This window comes from Vibrio sp. D54, from assembly GCF_021728075.1.
Lineage (GTDB): Bacteria > Pseudomonadota > Gammaproteobacteria > Enterobacterales > Vibrionaceae > Vibrio > Vibrio alginolyticus.
Map to the genome: position 1 here is coordinate 154,332 of NZ_JAKKCS010000004.1, position 20,555 is coordinate 174,886.

The 20,555-nt window shown below is 43.1% G+C and carries 17 protein-coding genes and 1 tRNA gene; 8 read left to right on the forward strand and 10 right to left on the reverse strand.

What is annotated here, in order from left to right; all coding sequences use genetic code 11:
- Positions 1 to 79: 79 nt before the first annotated feature.
- Together L3V37_RS07195 and L3V37_RS07200 are read right to left on the reverse strand one after the other, a co-directional pair.
- Positions 80 to 292 carry a cold-shock protein gene (locus L3V37_RS07195; protein ID WP_005375644.1) on the reverse strand — a complete coding sequence of 71 codons (213 nt, stop codon included), beginning with the start codon at positions 290 to 292 and terminating at the stop codon, positions 80 to 82.
- Between the two features lie 306 nt (positions 293 to 598).
- Entirely contained in the window at positions 599 to 847 is a 249-nt protein-coding gene (locus tag L3V37_RS07200; protein WP_005375646.1) for a hypothetical protein, read from the reverse strand.
- Between the two features lie 289 nt (positions 848 to 1,136).
- Between L3V37_RS07200 and pcp the strand changes: the two genes are divergently transcribed.
- The 4 genes from pcp to L3V37_RS07220 all read left to right on the forward strand — a co-directional run bounded on the left by pcp (position 1,137) and on the right by L3V37_RS07220 (position 4,749).
- A complete protein-coding gene (pcp, locus tag L3V37_RS07205) occupies positions 1,137 to 1,775 on the forward strand; it encodes a pyroglutamyl-peptidase I (protein ID WP_025768981.1) in 639 nt (212 codons plus the stop codon).
- A 197-nt stretch (positions 1,776 to 1,972) separates the two neighbouring features.
- On the forward strand, positions 1,973 to 2,236 hold the full coding sequence (locus L3V37_RS07210) for a hypothetical protein (protein ID WP_237306074.1): 264 nt from the start codon (positions 1,973 to 1,975) through the stop codon (positions 2,234 to 2,236).
- A gap of 63 nt (positions 2,237 to 2,299) precedes the next feature.
- Complete coding sequence (locus L3V37_RS07215) at positions 2,300 to 3,286, forward strand: GTP-binding protein (RefSeq protein WP_154203929.1); 987 nt, start codon at positions 2,300 to 2,302, stop codon at positions 3,284 to 3,286.
- A gap of 170 nt (positions 3,287 to 3,456) precedes the next feature.
- The gene (locus L3V37_RS07220; RefSeq protein WP_005375652.1) at positions 3,457 to 4,749 is read left to right on the forward strand and encodes a DEAD/DEAH box helicase; all 1,293 of its coding nucleotides are present in this window, start codon (positions 3,457 to 3,459) and stop codon (positions 4,747 to 4,749) included.
- A 65-nt stretch (positions 4,750 to 4,814) separates the two neighbouring features.
- On the opposite strand, the gene L3V37_RS07225 is transcribed toward L3V37_RS07220, so the two are convergent.
- From L3V37_RS07225 to L3V37_RS07235, 3 genes are all read right to left on the reverse strand, one after another.
- Positions 4,815 to 7,841, reverse strand: coding sequence for a polymer-forming cytoskeletal protein (locus L3V37_RS07225; protein ID WP_237306075.1), 3,027 nt, complete (start codon positions 7,839 to 7,841; stop codon positions 4,815 to 4,817).
- Between the two features lie 306 nt (positions 7,842 to 8,147).
- Positions 8,148 to 8,987: an arginase family protein gene (locus tag L3V37_RS07230; RefSeq protein WP_237306076.1), complete on the reverse strand. Its 840-nt coding sequence runs from the start codon at positions 8,985 to 8,987 to the stop codon at positions 8,148 to 8,150.
- Between the two features lie 6 nt (positions 8,988 to 8,993).
- On the reverse strand, positions 8,994 to 9,728 hold the full coding sequence (locus L3V37_RS07235; RefSeq protein ID WP_237306077.1) for an IclR family transcriptional regulator: 735 nt from the start codon (positions 9,726 to 9,728) through the stop codon (positions 8,994 to 8,996).
- A gap of 348 nt (positions 9,729 to 10,076) precedes the next feature.
- Between L3V37_RS07235 and L3V37_RS07240 the strand changes: the two genes are divergently transcribed.
- Complete coding sequence (locus L3V37_RS07240) at positions 10,077 to 11,549, forward strand: EAL domain-containing protein (RefSeq protein WP_054574374.1); 1,473 nt, start codon at positions 10,077 to 10,079, stop codon at positions 11,547 to 11,549.
- On the opposite strand, the gene modF is transcribed toward L3V37_RS07240, so the two are convergent.
- On the reverse strand, positions 11,537 to 12,991 hold the full coding sequence (gene modF / locus L3V37_RS07245; protein WP_130545535.1) for a molybdate ABC transporter ATP-binding protein ModF: 1,455 nt from the start codon (positions 12,989 to 12,991) through the stop codon (positions 11,537 to 11,539). The two genes, L3V37_RS07240 and modF, sit on opposite strands and share 13 nt — an antisense overlap.
- A gap of 285 nt (positions 12,992 to 13,276) precedes the next feature.
- On the opposite strand from modF, the gene L3V37_RS07250 reads away from it, so the two are divergent.
- Entirely contained in the window at positions 13,277 to 14,827 is a 1,551-nt protein-coding gene (locus L3V37_RS07250; RefSeq protein WP_165401664.1) for a PAS domain-containing methyl-accepting chemotaxis protein, read from the forward strand.
- A gap of 160 nt (positions 14,828 to 14,987) precedes the next feature.
- Here the strand turns inward: L3V37_RS07250 and L3V37_RS07255 are convergent.
- Positions 14,988 to 15,078: transfer RNA gene (locus L3V37_RS07255), tRNA-Ser, on the reverse strand.
- A 329-nt stretch (positions 15,079 to 15,407) separates the two neighbouring features.
- Here L3V37_RS07255 and L3V37_RS07260 point away from each other — a divergent pair.
- Positions 15,408 to 16,088, forward strand: a complete 681-nt coding sequence (locus tag L3V37_RS07260; protein ID WP_237306078.1) for a MaoC family dehydratase — start codon at positions 15,408 to 15,410, stop codon at positions 16,086 to 16,088.
- Between the two features lie 63 nt (positions 16,089 to 16,151).
- Here L3V37_RS07260 and L3V37_RS07265 read toward each other — a convergent pair whose 3' ends face one another.
- Complete coding sequence (locus tag L3V37_RS07265) at positions 16,152 to 16,976, reverse strand: phosphate ABC transporter substrate-binding protein (RefSeq protein ID WP_017635752.1); 825 nt, start codon at positions 16,974 to 16,976, stop codon at positions 16,152 to 16,154.
- Between the two features lie 266 nt (positions 16,977 to 17,242).
- Here L3V37_RS07265 and L3V37_RS07270 point away from each other — a divergent pair, with 266 nt between their 5' ends.
- On the forward strand, positions 17,243 to 17,596 hold the full coding sequence (locus L3V37_RS07270; RefSeq protein ID WP_017635751.1) for a DUF3024 domain-containing protein: 354 nt from the start codon (positions 17,243 to 17,245) through the stop codon (positions 17,594 to 17,596).
- Positions 17,597 to 17,629: 33 nt separating this feature from the next.
- Here L3V37_RS07270 and L3V37_RS07275 read toward each other — a convergent pair whose 3' ends face one another.
- Positions 17,630 to 18,439 (reverse strand): helix-turn-helix transcriptional regulator, encoded by an 810-nt coding sequence (locus L3V37_RS07275; protein WP_191115870.1) that lies wholly within the window; start codon positions 18,437 to 18,439, stop codon positions 17,630 to 17,632.
- Between the two features lie 71 nt (positions 18,440 to 18,510).
- Positions 18,511 to 20,514 (reverse strand): exoribonuclease II, encoded by a 2,004-nt coding sequence (rnb, locus tag L3V37_RS07280; protein ID WP_237306079.1) that lies wholly within the window; start codon positions 20,512 to 20,514, stop codon positions 18,511 to 18,513.
- Positions 20,515 to 20,555: the final 41 nt, after the last annotated feature.

Below are 20,555 nucleotides of genomic sequence, written 5' to 3' on the forward strand. Positions count from 1 at the left end.
AACTTAGATAGAGAATAGTAAGGACAGTAATAAGTGGAAGGGGATTGTGGCACCAACAACATTGATGCCACACAAAGAATTACAGTGCAGTTACTTCAGCTGCTTGTAAACCTTTGTTACCTTGTTCAACAACGAACGATACTTTTTGGCCTTCAGTAAGAGTTTTGAAGCCTTCAGAAACAATAGAACGGAAGTGAACGAATACGTCATCACCGCCATTGTCTTGAGAAATAAAACCAAAACCTTTAGTTTCGTTGAACCATTTTACTGAACCAGTTAATTTATTAGACATAGATACCTCTATATTTGATTGTTTTAAATATTGAATTTTTAGCTAATATCAAGTGCTACTATATGATTTTAGAGATAACTATTTTGTCGCAGGAACGTAAACGAGGAATTCGATGTGGAACTGAGAGAAACTTTGATCTTTAATTACATTAATAGCTCTTTCCGTAAGAGCTGATGTGCAGTATACCGACAAAATTAATAAAGGCTAGCCTTTTCTTTTTTATTTTTTGAGTACACCAAGCGCATTGCTTTCAAAGCATACGCTTGGTGTATAAGACGGCGTGATGTTATAGGTGGCGTCGAGCGCTTAGTGTTTTCTGGTTGGGCCGTTACGAACGATGTCTTTACCATTGTCATATACGTGCTGCGAAACCCAGCGACCGAGGAGCAATTGGTGCTTTTCTCCTAATACGGCAACAAATGGACGGCCATCGGTATTAGAGGTGGCTAGCGCAACGCCAGTGACACCTTCAAGACCCAGAGCGCCGCTTTCTACTAAATGCAGAAATGCCTCTAACTCTTCAATCGTTTCGATTACATGGTTATCAATATTCATTGTATTCAATCTCTTCGAATTGCATTGCGGTCGCGTACTCTACCTAAGTTAAGCGTGGAAACCAAGCTTATACGTGCGTCATGTAATGAGAGAACCTTGCCCTGCCACTAATCATCAATAAGTTAGTCTCGATAGTCCGGAACTTGCCTAGATTCAATGAGGCAGAAAACACTCTCTGGTTAGACATGAGTCACATAATGTTGTCTGGTTTATCTCATCAATACTTTTGCTATTGGATGGGGTGAAGGGGAGTGCAATAATTTGTGAAACTCTTTTCCTAAAGGCTGTTATGAAGAAAGTCCTGATTACCGGTTTTGAACCTTTTGGTGGTGACGCCATTAACCCCGCCTTAGAAGCGGTCAAGCAATTAGAGGCTGCGGCCATAAAAGGCGGTGTGATAGTTACTTGCCCAGTCCCCGTAGTTCGATATGACTCGGTGAAAGTCGTTATTGAAGCAATAGAAGCGCACCAGCCAGACTGTGTAATTACTGTAGGGCAAGCGGCCGGGCGTAGCGCGATAACCCCAGAGCGTGTCGCAATTAATGTCGATGATTTTCGTATTCCAGATAACGCTGGTCATCAGCCGATTGATGAACCCGTGGTGGCCGATGGTCCTGATGCTTACTTCTCGACACTGCCGATAAAGCGTATTGTTCAAACGCTGCAAAAGCAGGGGATACCTAGCCAGATTTCCAACAGTGCCGGAACATTTGTATGTAACCACCTTTTTTATGGCATCCAACATTATCTAAAAGACAAACCTATTCGTCATGGGTTTGTTCATATCCCATTATTGCCAGAACAAGCAGTAGATGGCAGTCAGCCTTCCATGTCTCTGGAGATGATAGTCGAAGGGCTAAGGCTGGTGGCGCAAGTTTGTATTGCCAATGAAAACGACATATTGGTCAGCGGCGGGTCGATTTGCTAGTAAGTGCTTTACAGTCCACTAAGTGTCTGAAAGCTAGTAATAAGTTCATCGTTTGATGTTGTAATAAATGTTAGCTTTGTCAAATTTCACAAGTAGCGAAAGGAGTAGCATTGAATAGTCAGGTTGGATGTTGTTCAAACTGGCACTCCCCTAATACAGGAGGTATTAGGGGCTACCCTTACGAAAGGCGAGTTATCATGAAAAGCAACAAAAGTAAGTCTATCGCACTTATCTCTGTCGTTGTTTTCGCATTGGCTATCGCTGCGCTTAAATTCGAAAACACACTCGGAGTTCTTCCCATTGTAGTCGCTATTATCGCGTTTTTTGCCTGCGTCATTTACACCAGTATGTATCTTTCTGATATGAAGCGTTCAGAGTTGATAAGTCACTCTGATCATTCTCAAAAAATGTATACCTACGCATCACGCAATGAGCTTGATGAGCGCGATAAAAAGCGTTGAAGCGAGTCACATTCTCCGTATACTTTGCTGGAGCATTAATGCACTAACGTGTCGGAGATAAGCATGTCAAATCGAGTACCAACCAACATACTGACCGGATTTTTGGGTGTCGGTAAAACGACCACGATTTTAAATCTACTGAAGAACAAACCGGAAAACGAAAACTGGGCGGTTTTGGTCAATGAATTTGGTGAGATTGGCATCGACGGTGCATTGATGACCGACCAAGGTGCGCTGATTAAAGAAGTGCCGGGTGGCTGTATGTGTTGTACGGCGGGCGTGCCAATGTCGGTCGGTATTACCGCGTTACTGCGCCAAAAACCGGACCGTTTATTGATTGAGCCGACAGGCCTTGGTCATCCAAAACAGGTTATCGCGACGCTTACCTCACAGCAGTATGAACCTTACGTTGATCTAAAAGCGACGATCGCTCTGGTTGATCCGCGTAACTTAAGTGATGAAAAATATCTTTCTAACCAAAATTTCGTGGACCAGTTAGACAGCGCAGATGTGGTTATAGGCAGTAAGGTTGACCTTTGTACCAGTCACGACATTGATGTGTTTAATGACTGGGTGACGGACCAATCTCCCTCAAAAGTATTCAGTAAGCTTATTCATGATGGTGAGTTACCGATAGAAGTCTTGGATATCGAACGGGTTTACGGCAGCGCTTCTTCCCATATCGAGTCACATCATCATGACCATGCTCACCAAGAGCCTCAATTCCAGTTGGCGCCTGGTGAAGCCTTTGTGCGCAAAGAGAACAAAGGGCAGGGTTATTTTAGTTGTGGGTGGTTGTTTGGGGCAGAGTATAAGTTTGATTTTGAAAAGCTTTTCTCTATGCTTTCGGACTTGACCGCAGAGCGTGTTAAAGCGGTGGTCAATACGGATCAAGGTTGTTACGCGTTTAATGTTGCCAACCGAGTCGTGTCGGTGAATGAAATCAGCTTAGAAGGCTTTGAATCACGATTAGAAGTGATAGATTCTCAGCTGTTGCCATGGGATGAGCTTGAGCGAATTCTCCTTCAGTTATCTGGCATCAAACATTAGATCGCACAAAGGTTAAACGAAAACGGTGAACCATTAATGTATCTGTGCTCACCGTTTTTTCTTTTGTAGGATTTCAATGAGAAAAGTGAGATAAATCACTCAAATTCGGGTATAGTGCACGGCTAAATTTTTAAAGCTATTTTTAGTGGTTTGTTTAAGGAATACGCTCAATGTCATTTTCATCTCAAGGTTTTGCGCCAGAAGTGGTTAAAGCACTGGCAGAATGCGGTTATGAAAAGTTAACGCCAATTCAACAGAAGGCGATTCCAATGGCTCGCAAAGGCCATGATATTTTCGCTACAGCACAAACAGGTACTGGTAAAACGGCTGCGTTTTCTCTGCCTATGATTCAGCAGTTGCTAGACAGTAACCGTAGCGCTTCTCGTAAGACTGCTCGCGCACTTATCTTGGCTCCAACTCGTGAGCTTGCTGAACAAATTGCTGATAACATCAAAGCTTACACGAAGTACACGAACCTGTCGGTGGCTGCGATTTTCGGTGGCCGTAAAATGTCTTCTCAAGTAACGGCATTAGAAAACGGTGTAGATATCCTAGTGGCTACACCTGGTCGATTGGAAGAGCACATTGAACAAGGTAATGTCTCGGTCGCACACTTAGAGTTTTTAGTGTTTGATGAAGCAGACCGTATCTTGGACATGGGCTTTATTCACGCAGTACGTAAGATCATGCTAGATGTGGATACTGATCCGCAAATTATGATGTTTTCCGCAACGACTTCGAGCCAACTAAATCTGTTAGCAAAAGATATCCTGCGTAAGCCTAAACGTATTGAAGTTGAGCGAGCGAATACGACAGCACAGACAGTTGCTCACGTGTTATATCCAGTTGATCAAGAGCGAAAAACGGAACTGCTTTCGGAGCTGATTGGTCGTAAGAACTGGAAACAAGTGTTGGTATTTGTGAACTACAAAGAGACCGCAAACGAAGTGGTAAAAGAGCTGAAACTTGATGGTATCAAAGCGGTGGTTTGTCATGGTGACCGTGCTCAAAGCGCTCGTCGTCGTGCGCTAGAAGAGTTTAAGTCCGGTAAAGCACGTGTCATGGTGGCTACCGATGTCGCTGCTCGAGGTCTAGATATTGAAGACTTACCTCATGTTGTGAACTATGACATGCCTTTCTTAGCGGAAGATTACGTTCACCGAATTGGTCGTACAGGCCGTGCAGGTAAGCAAGGCCATGCTGTTTCATTTGTAAATCGAGATGAAGAGCTCACGGTGGTTCAGGTTGAAAATCTGATCCAGCAACGCATTCGCCGTATTGAGCTTGCAGGCTATGAACCAAAACAGCGTGAATCTTACATTGAAAAGCTGCACTCAAAACCAGCATTTAAGAATCGTCAAGGTCGTCGTAATAATCCGAACCAGTCGGCAACAGACCAAGGGTCGGCAGAGCGTCGTCTTGCTATGGTGAAGCGCCTGAAAGCGCGTCGTGGCGCAAAGTAAATTACATCAGTTTGTGATGAAAAGAGCCCCTCAATTGAGGGGCTCTTTTTGTTTGCCGTTTCGCGTTAATTTAGGCCAAGCATATTGGGTTCACCACGATAAATAATGCGATCGTTTCCTCGGTGAATACCAAACGTAACAATGACGGGTGGGTTTTCCTCTTCACTTGTAGAGCTATCCCAATCGTATTTCAGCCAAGGGATGCGATTGCCTGAGCTGTCTAAATCTAGATGGAATTGTATTTGCTCGCGCGCTGAGTCAATTTGGCTTGCAACGATATCGGTTATCCTGCCAATACTCATCGTTCCAACGCCAGAAAGCAGGGCGTTGTTTGCAGGCGCATGCGACCAAATTGGCGTGCTGAAGTAATATTCACCATTCGCCGTTGTTGAGCTGTCATCGAAGTTAGTCGTAAATCGACCGTTTTGCCAAATTTCCACATCAAGTGGCACTTTGATCACCATGCCTTGGTTGCCACCTACATCTTGAAAGTTCAAACGACCGAATCGAATGTCTGGTTGTTTTGTGAGCACTTCGCTATCGTCGAAGAAGTTTACCTCATCAACGGCTTTTACTGAGACTAAACCTATTTGGCTGAGATCACTATTAGTCTCGGTATTGAATGGACCATCAGGATATTGCTTATCTGTCGTGTTCTTTTTCCAGCATGGGCTATTGTTACAAGTCGCATTGGTCGAGGGCTTCTCTATCACAAACGTTCCAACACTCGCGCTACCCAGTAGTTTCCAGTCTACCTTCTTAGGCTTAGGTGGCAAAAACCGATCGGAGTATGAGCTTAGCTCGCCTAAATCGAAATGTTGTTGAAGGTTAGACGAAAAGTGGACGTAATTCTTCACGTTTTCCTTATTCGCATTGAGTGCGACAACGTCGTAAGTGACTTTCTCAAAAGGTTGATTCATGTAAGCAAAAGTTTGGCCATGTGGGTAGTGCCATTCTTGGTCTTGCACTTGAAAATATTTTGGGTAAAAACGACCAACGTAACGATAGCCTTCGTTCACAGTCATACCTAGATATTTACTTTCTAGGTTTGCTTTTACTCTCAAGCTCCCGACTTCTTCCCAATATAATCCATTAAAGACGAATTGATCATTCTTGGCTGAATTATGCGCCTGAGCCAGTGAGTCACTACTTTTTAGCAATTTTGAGGTTTGGTTCGTTGTCTCTGATGGCGTATGTTGTTCACTCGACAAGACAACCGATGTTGCTGGAGCGTCATCAAGCATAAAATTACGGGTGATAGAAGCATCACAATAGCGTGCTGATTCAACAGACCCACTTACAGAGCCGTCAGGTTGCCAAATGATAGGTTTCACTGTTAGAGAGAAAAGTTCTCCAGCAGCGATAAACCCATCTCCCTGTTTAGAGGTGCCAGAAGGCAAAGCACGTTGGTTGTCACAAATAGCGAGTGTCCATGGTCGCGAGTGCACATTAAATGTCCCTTTCACTTCCACTTTGCCTTCTTCAGGGCACTCTTCAAATCCCTCACATTCAAAATGATCGGACAATGTCACTTCAAATATGCCGGACTCGTTCGTGATAAGACCATGTTCAGACAAGCCGTCTTTAAATTCCGCTGAATAGCTAAAGCTTCCTTCACTTCCTCCTAATGGTTGAACCAATGGATGAAAAACCTTAGGAGTACCATTGTAGTTGCTTGCCACTACAGGTTCGCCTGTGGAGGCACAAGCCAGCAATCGCGTATGCACGTTTTCTGGTTTACCTGCAATAACGCGTATTTCATTTAAAGTGGCGCTTTTCGTCTTTGAGTAGGCCTCAAACATAAATGGCGTAAACATAAAGCTAACCGTTTGATGCTTGCTGGTGTCTTCTGCCATAGTGAAAGTCAGCGTGTAGTTAGTACCTAACGCGATGGTATCAATATCGTTCGGAACCACTCGAACAACAAGTTCACCATTCTCGTCAGATATAAATTGGTTGGCTCCTAATGTTTGCTGACCTTTAACCACCTCTAAAGTGAACAAGTCAGGGTGTGATAGGACAGCACTGACTTCTGCGCTTACAATTTCTCCATTATTGGTTGTTGTTGCTGTAAATTGCGGAAGATCGTCGCCGCACATCAGTGCCATGTCGTCCGATGGTGTGACGCTGAGGTTTAAGTCGTTCTCCGATGGAGGCTGCATGCTGCAATTCGGAACATCTTGAGGGGTGATTGGACAGACTTGGGAAGAGTAGTGACAATCAGCCTCGCCCAATCCACAGTATTGCGTGTATTTGTTGTCTTGTGCTTTCGTTTGTGCACTTCCTGGCGTTTGTTGGATTTCACCACAAACTTGACTAGGTTGATTTGGAGCGTTGTTGACGTTCAATGTTTGGAAGTATTTAATTGCTGCGGTGGAACTATAGAATGAGCCACTTAATGTAGCTGACGATCCTACAGATTCAGCCGTACCATAGATTGACATATCTTTTATAATCAGAGAGTTGTGCGCAGAAACATCACCGACGACAAAATGGTCTTGTAAAGGATGGTTTGTTTTTAGGTGTAGTGTTTCGCCTTGTGATTCGACCTTACCACAGATGTTTGTATTAAATACATTGGTCGTGCTGTGTGTCGAAATATCACCAATAATGGTGTTGTACGTTCCATCAATGTGAAGTGTCGAACCTGTTAGCTTAATATTCCCGTCTATGAGAACGTTATGCAGCTTTGTTGGATAAGCCGATAGAAGATCACCATAGATAACAGTGTGCTTGTTTTGGTAATCGTCGAGGTTTGAAGCTTTCTCATTGTTAACCGTTAATCCGGTAGCGAGGGCGTGGAGAGAGATACGCTTATTGGGTTCACCAATCGTATTATTCCCCTCTAACACAATGCCATAATCTGCTTTTAACGTTATCTCTTTTTCCGGTAATGAGGAGACAATTTTATCACCAGCGGGTAGGACTAGTTTCCCTGTACAGTGATAAGTCGTACCATCGCTTTCGATACTAAAACTCTTGTGTGAGCAAAGTTGAGCTAACTCAGATAGATCTTTTACGTCATAAGTGGTGGCGTGTGAGGTTAGCGGTAAAAAAAGAACCGCAGTGAAAATACTGCAAAGACGCATCATCAAATGTCCTAATGAGTGGAACAAGATGGCATCAAGCGAGCGTGAGCAAATGCTCACTGAAATTGGAATAGCTGCGGTACTTTTTGTTTTGAAGCCGCTTAGTTATTGAACTTTGGTTGGTTTTTATTTCGTATGTCATACCAAAGTTTAGCGGCCTCATTACAACGTAAGTGTCAGGTTAGTTCAAGAGGCAAGTGTGATGTGTGTCGATTTATATGTGTAACTATTTGTTAGTTAAGGATAATAAGTAAGCATGTTGGTTCAGAATCAGGAAGGACGCGATCCTGATTCTGAACGTTTATAACGCTAGGCAGCGTGAACGATGAGTGGAGCCATCTGATATAACTCTTCTAGTATGGCTTTCGTTTGTCTCGAATACACCAGGCAATCTCGATCGCCAACGAGCTGAATTGCTCTCACTTTACCTGCAACCAAACATTGCCTAATCGTGCGTAGAACCATTTGGATATCAATTTCTGACGCGCCATCAAGGCTGTTTTTGGTTTTTAGAGATCCAAGGTCGATACTAATGATTATTTGGTCGCAGTGGTCGAGGTAATTGCCGATCTGTTGCTTGACGTTATTGCGATGACGAAAAGAAAACTCTTTCTCGGTCACCCAATCACAACCTTGATCTTCCGCGTATTCCCACGTTTCCTGCTTCGTCTCTTGCTCACTGACGCCAGCAAAAAACAATCGTACGTTTTGATAGCGAGAAAGAGCAAAATGGAATGCCGAGCCTAAACGTGGTTCAAGTGTTGGTTTCAAGTTCATGTAATGTCCAATATTTACCACACCCACTTCGTCTCGATAGGACACGACCACAGGTAACATGGACAAGATTGCCTCGGTACAGTTAGTTACTAAAACAGGAATTGAGTGGCGAGAAAGCGAAAGGCTTAACGCTTCCTGAAACTCGCCATTCTCCAGTTTGTCGTGGTTGAAGTGCCCATAGTTCTCAGCGGTTTCATGATCATGTTGTTGGTAAAGCCAATCACTAGCATTTTCCAAACTTTGATCAGCTAATTCAAACGCGCCCTTAGACATGGGTGGCAAATACTCACACACTGTCATAAAAGAAAAAGGGTAATGTTGCGGCTGTTTCACTGTGTGATGGAGTTTATAGCGTTTGAAAAAGCTTAACATGATGAATTACCTTTCTGGTGGTAGTGCCCTTGCCGCTTGCAGTACATGTAAAATAATGCGCTGCTTATCCTTTTCGACTCGGTGGGCCGGAGCCATCACCGAGACTGCGCCAATCAGTTTGCTTCCTTTCATTACCGGTGCGCTAATACCTGAAACACCAGGGTCAATCTCAGAAGTACTGACGGCATATCCGTGTTTACGGATGGTTGTGAGCTCTTTTTCCCACTCGTCGCGTCGGTGATCTTGATTAAAATATCTCAAGATTTTCTCGCATCGACTTTGAGGCATAAAAGCGATCATCACTTTAGATGAGGCACCGCGCAGCAGAGGTTGACTTTGACCCTGGACGAAGCTGCAACGCAGCGCCTGCATACTTTCTTTCTGTCTGACACAAAGCGCACGATAACCAGCTGGTACCATATAAGCGGCCATTTCCCCGGTTTGTTGTACCAACCTAGCCAGTATGGTTTCGACCATGTCGAGCCCATGTTGCGCGGTCTCATAGCTGTGCATGAGTAATAATGCCGCCGGACCAACGACAAATGTCTTGTCGTGAACGCTTTCTTCGATCAAGTTCCATTCTTTAAGCAGTTTTAAGTGTCGGTAAAGGCTGCTTAAAGGAACGTTCAATTGCTCGCTTAGCGTTTTCGCAGAAACTGGGAACGGACTAACTGCAACTTGCATTAACAACTGCAGTGATTTTTCGTTTACCTGGTTAGCATTAGCTTTGTTTGTCGTCATGAGAGTGTTGTAACGTGTTGTAGGAGTTACGACAAATATAATTCTTAATCACTGAGAAAAGAAAAATAATTTTAATGGGTAATTCTTACATGATGAGAAATAGACCGGTAAAGACTTTCGCAAGTACCGATAGACATAACATGGTGTCGAATTAAAGTCTCAGGTTTGAGTCGCTTGATACTTAATTGGAACAGGAGTGATTAAGACATTGTTTAGTTTGCGGTATTACTCAGCGTTTCGCATACTGAGTTAATCCAAACAAACAATGTTAAAAAACGTGAGTTGCTAGCGGGTATCGGAATCGAGGTACCATCTCAGTAAATCGGTTTTATAAAAGGTTACTTTTATATGCTGAATAAGGCGATTTTTAAAAAAGCCATCATTTTTCTTCTGCCTATTCCTTTGGTTATTGGAGAGGTTTTGTATTTAGCTCGTGAAAGCGTGCAAAACAACCTCAATCATTTATTAGAAAAAAATGTGCAAATTGCAGATGAAATTTTATTCCAAATAGAGACAGAAAACCGCACGGCGCTGCTACACCCTGAACGATGTGAAGAGCTCCAGCAAAGCTTAATGTTTGAACGAGATATTGAAGAAATGCTCATTGTGAAAGAGGGAGTCATTACTTGTTCTTCGAAATTGGGAAGTATTTCTAAACCGTTAGCTGAGCACATCACCTTTCCTAAGGGACAAACGCTAGCGTTTGGTAGTGTAGATAGTTTGTACGATCAGTTCTTGCTTGTGGTAACGGAAGGAGAGCGCGGTTATCAAGCCGTAACGATTATCGATCATGACTACTTTAATGCGACAATAGGGTTTAACAACGATTTACGCCTAAAACGCTCTGCGCTGTTTATCCATGATCAAGTTTCACCTGAAGGTGCATTAAGAGCGGGAAGTAATCCTATCGGTATCAAATCGTCGCAAATGTTTGAGTATGAAGCTTTGAGCGAAGCCAGCGATCTTTTCGTCAAACAGAGAACACTTTCCTATTTTTTGTACTCAATTCCAATTATTTTCGTTATCTACCTTTGCTTGTATGCGTTGAATAAGTTTATTGATCCCCATCGCAATTTGATACTGGATCTTAAAAGAGCGATAAAAAGAGGAGAGTTGACCCTGTATTACCAACCGCAAGTTAACGTTGATACCGGCCAGTTATTCGGGTTTGAAGCGCTTGTGCGATGGGAGCATCAAAGTAAGGGGTTCATTTCTCCGGATGAGTTTGTCCCTGCGGCAGAGCAAAGTGGATTGGTTTTTTTACTTACTGATTTCGTTCTGGATAAAGCGGCAGAGGACTTCAGTAAATTAGGCTTTGATCAGCCTGTCCACCTTGGTATTAACGTGCCGCCTGGTTATTTAGTCGGACCAAACGCGATCAGAAAAATTCAATTGCTCGACAGACAGTTGAGCCGAAACAAAGTCTCATTAGGGGTAGAGATAACGGAGCGTCAGCTCATTGATTCAGAGGCGAGAAAATGCATTGCAGCGCTGCGAGTGCATGGTATTGATGTGCTGATCGATGATTTTGGAACTGGCCAAACCTCGTTAGCATTTCTACAGCACATGCGAATAGATTACTTAAAAATCGATAAGTGCTTTGTCGAAACCATTGGTATTCCTAGCCTTAGTGCTTCTGTCTTAAAAGCGATGGTTCATTTCGCGGAAGAATTACAAGTACAATTGATCGCTGAAGGCGTGGAAACCATAGCGCAAGCTGAACACTTAAAGCAGATGGGAGTGAGATATCATCAGGGATACCTGTACTCCAAACCATTACCTTATGAGCAGCTTGCGCAGCGAAGTCATTATGATTGGTAGACGTTAGCTCTATAACACTGAGCATTTTCATCAAACACAAACTCTAACTCATTTTTGATGCTATCTAAGCGGTCTTCTTGGTAGTGAGACACATACAATAGTTGGCTTAAATTCTCTCTAGCGATGAGTTCAAGTGTGTTCTTAACTAACCGTCTACCCAAAAAATCTAACCCTTGATACGGCTCGTCCAAAATCAATAATGTGGGTTGTTTCACGATGGCTCTTGCAATCAGTAACAGTCGCTGCTGACCGTACTCTAATTGCTTAAATGAGTTCTTTTTGTACTGGCTCATATGTAAGATATCGAGCCACTCGTTTGCAATATCCATTTCTTTGCGAGTTGGCTGGTTATACAACCCAATCGAATCGTAAAATCCTGACAAAATGACTTCTAATGCGCTGCAATTGACTCGATATTGGAGGTGTAGCGCTGAAGACACCATACCGATATGCTGCTTAATTTCCCAGATTGTCTCGCCAGTACCACGCTTTTTACCAAAAATATCAATGTCATTGCTGTAGCATTGCGGATGATCGCCAAAGATCAATCCAAGTAAGGTACTCTTTCCACAACCATTTGGACCTTTGACCTGCCAATGTTGGCCCTTGTCTATGCACCAGTTCAAGTCAGTAAAAATCTTCTTATCGGTGTATTCGACAGCCCCATTCTTTAGTTCAAATATTGGGTTGTTGAATGGCGTCGAGTGCTGATGCTGACGTATCAAGCTCATCATTTCTTCACTCTGTTGCTTTGACTGAGATTTAATTTGTCCAATGATTGGATGATTATCCCAACTGGACTTATCCATTGTACTATCAAGCTTTCCTGCACTGAAAAGCGCGATGCTATTGATCCACTCAGGCATGTCAGATTCGCGAGAGAAGGTTATGAGTAGTTGCACATTTTGAGAAAGCGAGTGTAAATAGCGAGCGAGAGCAGCTCGGTGCGCAATATCTAAGCCAGTAAATGGATTATCGAGTAATACTAAGTCAGGTTGTGTGGCTAAAGCTCGGGCGAGCATTACTCTTCTGGTTTCTCCGGTAGAGAGAACACGGAAGCCACTATCTCTAAGATGACTTAGGTCGAGATCATTAACTAGCTGTTCAGTTAAGTTAGTGTCTTGGCTTTGTTCTAGGATTAATGAATAAACAGTGCTTCCTTGGTCGATACGATCAAGAAAATCCGTATCATCTTTTTCTAATTCTCTTTCCAGTAATCGCTGTTGCTCTGATAACGACACTTGCGCAACGGACAGCCCATTTAGCTCAATTTCCCCACTATCTGGTGACATTTCATCACAAATAAGGTCTCCAAGCAGAGAGCCAATATCTCCATCTGCGCTGAATATCCCCCAAGACTGTTGAGTGTTAATTTTCCAATCGTCAATAAACAAGTGTGTCGTGTTTCTCTTAGCTGCAAGCTGACGAAAGTGAATAGTCATTGTGTTTGTCTTCCTTGTTTTCGCTTTAGTGGATTACTTATAACAATTTACGAACTCAGTACGGAAGCGCTTTTGTGTATTAATTTTGAACAGTGCTCAGTCTTGTACATATTAACGAAGCCTTGTATTAGAGGATAAAAATGCGACTAGAGTCATTAAGTAACAAGTAAGCTTGTCAATAATTTTGTTTTATTTTTGAATCAACCTATCATTATGCATGTGAATGTTATGCTGATAAATTCATATTTGACGTTTGTTAATTAATCAATGTAAGGACACATGTTTATGAGTGAAACGGAATACGATTACCCTTCGAGTTACAGCCTAGTCTCCATTACCGATACCTCCAGTTACATCAAATATGCCAGTGAAAACTTTAATGAAGTAGCGGGGTTTGATGAAGGGGAGCTTATCGGTAAACCCCACAATGTTGTGCGTCATCCTGATATGCCAAAACAGGCTTTTAAAGATTTATGGACTCACCTGAAAACTGGCAAACACTGGATGGGAATGGTCAAAAATCGACGTAAAAACGGCGGCTATTATTGGGTTGACGCGTTTGCTTCTCCTATAAAATCTAATGGTGAAGTTGTGGAATACCAATCAGTGAGATTTAAACCTGAGCGTATACACATCCAGCGAGCGGAAAAAGCGTATTCGAAGCTTCGAAATAATCGTAAGCCGTGGAAAATGTATCTTCCTCGTACACGTTTGTGGATGAGATCGGCCTTCTTCCTTTTAATTTCAAACCTTCTTGGCTTACTCACTCTACAAATGAATCAATCACCAATGATAGCGTTTGGCGTTGTTGCGTTACTTTCCGTTTTCTCTATTTATGTATTAACCAGACCAGTTGAGAAGCTCGCTAAACAGGCTAGGCAAGACTTCAACAATCCACTCATGGAATATATTTATTGCGGAAGAATCAACGATCTGGCTGAGATTGAGCTGGGTATGAAGATGCGTAAGCAATTTGCAAATGCGCTATTGGGGCGCGTTGGCGTGTCTGTAAAAGACTCTTGCGAAGAAACGCGCGCAAGTGCTAACAGTGCTGCGACAAATAGCCAGCAAGTGACGGAGAACTTAAGCGCACAGAAAGTGGAGATTGACTCGGTCGCAACAGCGGTCAACGAGATGCAAGCCTCTTCATCTGAGATATCAAATAATGCTCAAGCGACCGCCGAGGCTACGTTAGAAGCGCAAAATACGATGATAGACAGCCGTAGCGTTATCGATAATGTTAACCAATCGGTTTTAGAGTTGGTGGGTGAGCTCGGCGAAATATCTAAAGTGGTCATACGTTTGAACCAACAAACCGAGCAAATTGGAACCGTTGTTGAAGTCATCAATGGTATTGCCGAACAAACTAATTTATTAGCGTTGAACGCTGCAATTGAAGCCGCAAGGGCAGGCGAACAAGGCAGAGGGTTTGCCGTTGTAGCAGATGAAGTGAGAACCTTAGCTAAAAGAACTCAGGAATCGACAACAGAGATTAAATCGGCCATTGAAGGGATTCAAAATGGGAGCAAATCAGCGGTTTCTGCGTTAGAGAAAGGTAACGAAATGTCGACCGGAACGGTAACATTGTTAGGTACTGCTTTGGATAGCATTCAACAACTGGAATCCCTTGTTCAGGACGTCGTCGAACGAAACCAACAAATTGCGGTCGCGATAGAAGAGCAGGTTTATGTAACGGATGAAATAAATGAAAACATCCAGTCGCTTAATTTAAAGTACAGTGAATCGTATGAACTGATGACTGAAACGAATCATATGAACACCAAAGTGCAAAATTGCACCAATGACCTGTCTGAAATGATTAAGAAGTTTGCTTAAAATTTAGAAAATCGAAGTTAAAAGCCTGCTAAAAATTAGCGGGCTTTTAACTGGAATATAGTGAAGTGCTGGATTCGTTTACGAGCGAGGATTTCTAAATCCCGTTTTTTAAGAGCTAAAACGACGAAAGCTCGCAATAAATGCGAGCTCTCTAAATAAGTGGCGGAGAGATAGGGATTTGAACCCTAGATACGCTATTAACGTATGCCGGTTTTCAAGACCGGTGCTTTCAACCACTCAGCCATCTCTCCGTTGTGGGCGGTATAATAAGGAGCATAGTCCGACTTGTAAAGTGCTGAATTATAATAGAAGTACTGTTTGCTTGTTTTATGATCACTGATGTGATGTTGGACAGTTTGAAAACGGAGTGAAAAAGGGACAAAAAGTACCAATTTATAGAGTTTTTACTTTATATTGGCGCACGTCAATAAAATGGTGTTTTATTGTTATCTTGCTGATATATAAGACATAACATGCTTTTAGGGTACATGTGTTCGCCCGAAAGTATTTGCAAGACTTTGTGAACTAATTCAAAATTAGCTGGTATAGCCAGTTGTGCTTAGAATTCTTAAGGGTGTTTATGAAGGTCACAAATCTATTTAAAGACAAAGTTGATGCGATTTCTGCTCATCAATCCGAGTTTATGAATTGGATGTCTCCAACGTTACGCGATTATTGGAGTGACTTTTTGGGGAAAGCTCAAAATAGCTTTCTTTTCTCAAAAGTTCGTGATCACCAGCAGCCAGCCGTCAACGAAGAAGTTGCACCTCAACCTGCACCGATCGTAATGGCACCTGAGGCTCAAAAGCTTTATGACGAGTTAAGTGAAAAAATTGGCGAAGTTATTCACACTGGTGGATGGGTTCATGTGTCTCAAGAACGTATTAACCAATTTGGTGCGGTAACGGAAGACATGCAGTGGATTCATACTGATCCAGAGCGTGCTTCAACTGAATCTCCATTTAAGACAACTATCGCTCATGGCTTTTTAACATTAGCATTGCTGCCTAAACTGACGGATTCAGTTGATCCAGAAAAGCCAATGTTCCCAACAGCTAAAATGGTAGTTAACTTGGGTTTAAACCAAGTTCGTTTCCCTTATCCTGTCAAAGCAGGCAATAATGTTCGTGCAGTCAGCACGTTAACAAAAGTAACGCCAATCAAAAAAGGTTTGGAGATTGAGCGCGAAATTAAAGTGGAAATTGAAGGTATTCGTCGACCTGGTGCGGTTGTGGTCTCTGTAATTCAACTGCATTTCTAATTCCGAAACCGGATAGAACACTACATAGGAAAAGAGAGCATCAAGGTGCTCTCTTTTTTATTTTTACTGATTAAAGTTTTTTACTGGCGTATAACCGTAATCTGCAATCGCTTTTTGTCCCTGCTCTGAACGAAGGAAAGCGATAAAACCTTTACCTGCATCGCTAATCTTATCTACTTTGTATAGCACTAGGAATGGTCGCGCCAACTTGTACTTATGATTGCTAATGTTTGTCGAGGTTGGGTCAATACCATCTAACTGAATCGCCTTGATCGAGCGATCTACTGACCCTACAGAGATAAAACCAATGGCGCGAGTGTTATGGTTAACAATGGTTTTTACCATGCTGTTGCTGTTTACAACCAAGTTGTTTGGGCTGATATCCGAGACAAGGCGATCATTAACGATTTTGGTCAGTCCCAGCAAGCTTTCGAAGCTGTAACGTGAACCTGAAGACGCTTCTCTAGTAACCACCGCGATAGGCTGATCTGCGCCCCCGACCTCTTTCCAATTCTTAATCTTACCTTTGTAAATATCAAACAGCTGTTGCTGAGAAAGGTTTTCTACAGAGTTGGTACGGTTTACAACAACAGCGAGGCCATCATAAGCGATAGGGTATACATTGAGATCTTCACCTTTTTCGCTTTCAGTCAGATATCGAGAGCTCATGCCTATTTCGGCTACTCCTTTATTGACCATGGTGATACCAGCACTCGAACCAATGCCCTGAACAGCAACGTAATCGTCTGGGTGTGTTTTGTTGTATTCCTCAGCAAGTACATCCATCACACGAGCAACCGACGTTGAACCTGAGATGTTGATTTCTTTTGCAATGGTAGGGAGGGAGACTGCTATGGCCAATAACGTCGCCACAGTAAAACGTAACATATTAAACTCCATATACGGGATAAAGCAGAGTTTATGATATTGCGTTCAGGTTACACTTTTGTGAACTGTTAGCGCTAAACAGGGGAATTGTTTCTAGTCAAGAGGTGATGGAGCTAGCGTTTCCAAGTGGATTGAGATGATAATCTGGGCAAATGATAATATAGCTATCTTATACTTGAGTTAGGTAGATAACTACCATCGGTGATGATGTAAAGGTTATATACTAGGATCGACTGCTCTAACTATCATCCATCGGGAGAACGTTGATGTCAGTGTCCCAAATGGCGACAAGTCGTTTATACAAATCAGTTCAATCGCTCTGCTCTGCGCGTAATGCTAACTTGCCTGTTGAACAGGGCAAGTGCCTCTATGAGCTAGTAGAAAATGGCGTTGAGCTTCATCGGGCGCATTTTCTCCTCGACTCCCAGCATAGCGAGTATACTTCTCCCGTCGCGAAGATCATGTTTGATGAGGACAACCAACTTTGGTATTTCTATGTTCCCACATATCACAACGAGCTGTTAAGGTGGGTGCCTTATAAGCCACTTCCATTTAGCCGAATGCTTGAGGACTTACTCAACGAATTGGAGCGCGATCCTCAAGCGTGTTTTTGGGAATAGGGCGAGCCCAACGGATGCGAATGCCGACATGATTTATACTTTAGGCCTAACGACTTGGTTTCTAAAGTCTTTGGGGGTCATGTTGTAAACGGATTTAAATGCTGTACTGAAATGCGCTGCACTTTTAAAACCAGACTCAAACGCTATTTCTGTTATTGATTTTTCTGACTTGCGCAGTTGGGTTGCTGCGAAGTTTATCCGTTTCACCTTTAATATCTGAGAAAACGAAAGATCATCTGCGGCGAGGCGACGTTTTAAGGTTGCGATGGACATGCTCATATGAGCCGCTAAGCCTTCTAGCGTGATGTCTTTTTCAATATTACCCTCAATGTACTTAATGGCTTTTTGAGAGTCGCTCAGGCTACTTGCGTCATCTATGATAGATAGGATGTTTGGCTCTACCTCAACCATCAACGACAGCAATGCCATTGCGATATGGCTTTGTGTGTAGTCTGGAGCGTTGCGACTCGCTAACTTAACCAACATGTCCTTCAATTGTGCTACTTCGCCACTGGATTGCGTTGAAAAAGGATAGAAGCGCCTTTCTTCCGTTTTGGAACGTAGCATCGGGTGCGCTTTCTTAAAGTCACAGAATATATTTGGATTGAAGACTAAAGCCAGTGCTTTAAAGCCTCCGTCACTAGAGACGGCTTCTGCACTGCTCAGATCTGCGGAGTTATAGAGTGTGAAATCTCCGGCTTTAAGTTCAAATTGCTCACCATTAGGTTGATGAACTAATAGGGCACCTTCTTCAACAATATATAACCCATTATGTGTTGCAGTGTAACGCTCACTTTTGCGCGCAGTGAAGTGATTAAAGCGAATGATCTCAATGTTCGGCATACTAGTTCTTATCGTTTTACATAACAAATAAAAAAGGCGCTCAATAGAGCGCCTTTTAACTTCATTCGGTATTATTCACTTACAGTCTGTTCTGTTTGTGCTGCTGGTTGTTCAGCGAATACCTGGGTTGGCTTTGCAACTAAACTGCGGTTTTCTTGGTTTACGTCCGTAAGGACAATTTCCAATGTATCCCCAAGTTTGTATACGACCTCTTTATCGATAGAGATGGTACCGTTGTCGCCATTGCACTCAATTCTTTCTTTATTATCAAGAATTAGTGCACCAGGAATAAAGGCTGCTGCGCCATTTTCGAGAAGTCGGACACGTGCGCCTGCACGATTAATATCGAAAATCTCACCTGTGAAACAAGTTTTCTTGCTCGGCTCATCAGCAAGCGTGCGTGCATATAGCCAATCTGAGACATTTCGCTCAGCGATTTTATGATGTTTACGATGTAGAGCTAGCTCTTCGCCTACTTGGTCATCTGGTTTTTGTACGGGTTCTTTACCAAGGATGACGGCCTTCAACATACGGTGGTTGATCATATCACCGTATTTACGAATTGGTGATGTCCAAGTTGCATAGATGTCTAAACCCATTGCGTAATGAGGCAGAGGCTGATTACCCACCTCACTGTATGCTTGGAACTTACGAATGCGGTTATCTAGATAAGACGTTTCTTGAGCAGCCAACCAGCGGCGCAACGCAGCAAAGCCTTCTAGCGTAGCAATAGACTCCGCTGTGAACTCCAACTGGCCTTCTGGATTGACAAGTTGAACCACTTCTTCAATCTTCTCGTTCTTGATACCTGCATGCGTATTGAAGACACCTGTTTCAAATTTATCGCGTAATGTACGACCTGCACAGATGTTTGCGGTAATCATGGATTCTTCAACAAGACGGTTTGCACTGCGGCGCATGTCTGCGTGGATAGCGATTACATCGTTATCTTCACTGAGCTCAAAACGGTAGTCAGGACGATCAGGGAAGACCACTGCGTTTTTCTCACGCCATTCAGCGCGAGCAAGAGAGAACTCATAAAGATCACGAACGATGGTCGCGATCTCTTCAGATGGCGTCCATGCTTCAGAGCTGCCGTTTTCTAACCAATCAGACACGTGATCGTATGCTAGGCGTGCATGTGATTTGATGTTTGCTGCGAAGAATTTAGTATCGTCGCCAATCACACCATCTTTACTTACCGTTACGGTACAGCAAATAGCAGGGCGGGTTTCACCTTCAATCAGAGAGCACAGGTTGTCCGCTAAATCACGAGGTAACATCGGGATGTTGCGGCCTGGAAGATAAATAGTATAGCCACGCTCACGTGCTACTTTATCCATTTCATCTTCAGGTGTGATGTAGGCGGTTGGGTCCGCAATAGCGATGGTGAGTTCGAAATCGCCAGATACGGTTTTCTTCGCGTACAGCGCATCGTCCATATCTTTAGTCGATTCACCGTCGATAGTGACGAATGGAACATGAGTCATGTCTACGCGTTCTAGCTCCGCGTCGTCTTTCAGTTCCCAGTTATCGATGCCTGCTGGCTCAGAGTTTGGTAGATCGTTTTGAGCAAGCGTTACCCACCAAGGCGCAATTTTATCATTCGCGTCAGTGATTTTTTCAGAAATTTCTACGAAGAAAGAGTTATCGCCTTTTAGAGGGTGGCGAATAAGATGTGCGACAACCCAATCACCTTCGGCGAACTCGTCAGGTTTAAGACCTTTCTTTAGTTTCGCTTTAAGAGACAGTTTTTTAAGCTGTGGGTGATCAGGTGCTACGTTGAGCTTGCCTTTGAACATTTTTACTCGACCAATAAAGCGAGTCACGGCTTGTTCCAGCAGCTCTTGTGGCTCTGCAACTTCGCGTTCATTTTCGGTGCGGATAATGGCGACGACTTTGTCACCGTGCATGCACTTTTTCATGTACGCAGGCGGGATGAAGAAGCTAGTCTTACTGTCCACTTCCAAAAAGCCAAAGCCTTTATCTGTGGCTTTTATTGAGCCTTCTTTTTTAGGCAGGTTTTCTTGGATTTGCTGCTTAAGCTGAGCGAGTAGTGGGTTATCTTGAAACATCTTTTCTTAAATTACCTATGGAGTTGGGCACACTATAATCA

Bases quoted from the DNA above. Each gene is read 5' to 3' on its own strand.
- rnb (WP_237306079.1), bottom strand. From the start codon at position 20,514: ATGTTTCAAGATAACCCACTACTCGCTCAGCTTAAGCAGCAAATCCAA.
- L3V37_RS07240 (WP_054574374.1), top strand. From the start codon at position 10,077: ATGCTGAATAAGGCGATTTTTAAAAAAGCCATCATTTTTCTTCTGCCT.
- L3V37_RS07265 (WP_017635752.1), bottom strand. From the start codon at position 16,976: ATGTTACGTTTTACTGTGGCGACGTTATTGGCCATAGCAGTCTCCCTC.
- modF (WP_130545535.1), bottom strand. From the start codon at position 12,991: ATGACTATTCACTTTCGTCAGCTTGCAGCTAAGAGAAACACGACACAC.
- L3V37_RS07260 (WP_237306078.1), top strand. From the start codon at position 15,408: ATGAAGGTCACAAATCTATTTAAAGACAAAGTTGATGCGATTTCTGCT.
- L3V37_RS07275 (WP_191115870.1), bottom strand. From the start codon at position 18,439: ATGCCGAACATTGAGATCATTCGCTTTAATCACTTCACTGCGCGCAAA.
- L3V37_RS07215 (WP_154203929.1), top strand. From the start codon at position 2,300: ATGTCAAATCGAGTACCAACCAACATACTGACCGGATTTTTGGGTGTC.
- L3V37_RS07220 (WP_005375652.1), top strand. From the start codon at position 3,457: ATGTCATTTTCATCTCAAGGTTTTGCGCCAGAAGTGGTTAAAGCACTG.
- pcp (WP_025768981.1), top strand. From the start codon at position 1,137: ATGAAGAAAGTCCTGATTACCGGTTTTGAACCTTTTGGTGGTGACGCC.
- L3V37_RS07200 (WP_005375646.1), bottom strand. From the start codon at position 847: ATGAATATTGATAACCATGTAATCGAAACGATTGAAGAGTTAGAGGCA.
- L3V37_RS07225 (WP_237306075.1), bottom strand. From the start codon at position 7,841: ATGATGCGTCTTTGCAGTATTTTCACTGCGGTTCTTTTTTTACCGCTA.
- L3V37_RS07250 (WP_165401664.1), top strand. From the start codon at position 13,277: ATGAGTGAAACGGAATACGATTACCCTTCGAGTTACAGCCTAGTCTCC.
- L3V37_RS07270 (WP_017635751.1), top strand. From the start codon at position 17,243: ATGTCAGTGTCCCAAATGGCGACAAGTCGTTTATACAAATCAGTTCAA.
- L3V37_RS07230 (WP_237306076.1), bottom strand. From the start codon at position 8,987: ATGTTAAGCTTTTTCAAACGCTATAAACTCCATCACACAGTGAAACAG.
- L3V37_RS07235 (WP_237306077.1), bottom strand. From the start codon at position 9,728: ATGACGACAAACAAAGCTAATGCTAACCAGGTAAACGAAAAATCACTG.
- L3V37_RS07210 (WP_237306074.1), top strand. From the start codon at position 1,973: ATGAAAAGCAACAAAAGTAAGTCTATCGCACTTATCTCTGTCGTTGTT.
- L3V37_RS07195 (WP_005375644.1), bottom strand. From the start codon at position 292: ATGTCTAATAAATTAACTGGTTCAGTAAAATGGTTCAACGAAACTAAA.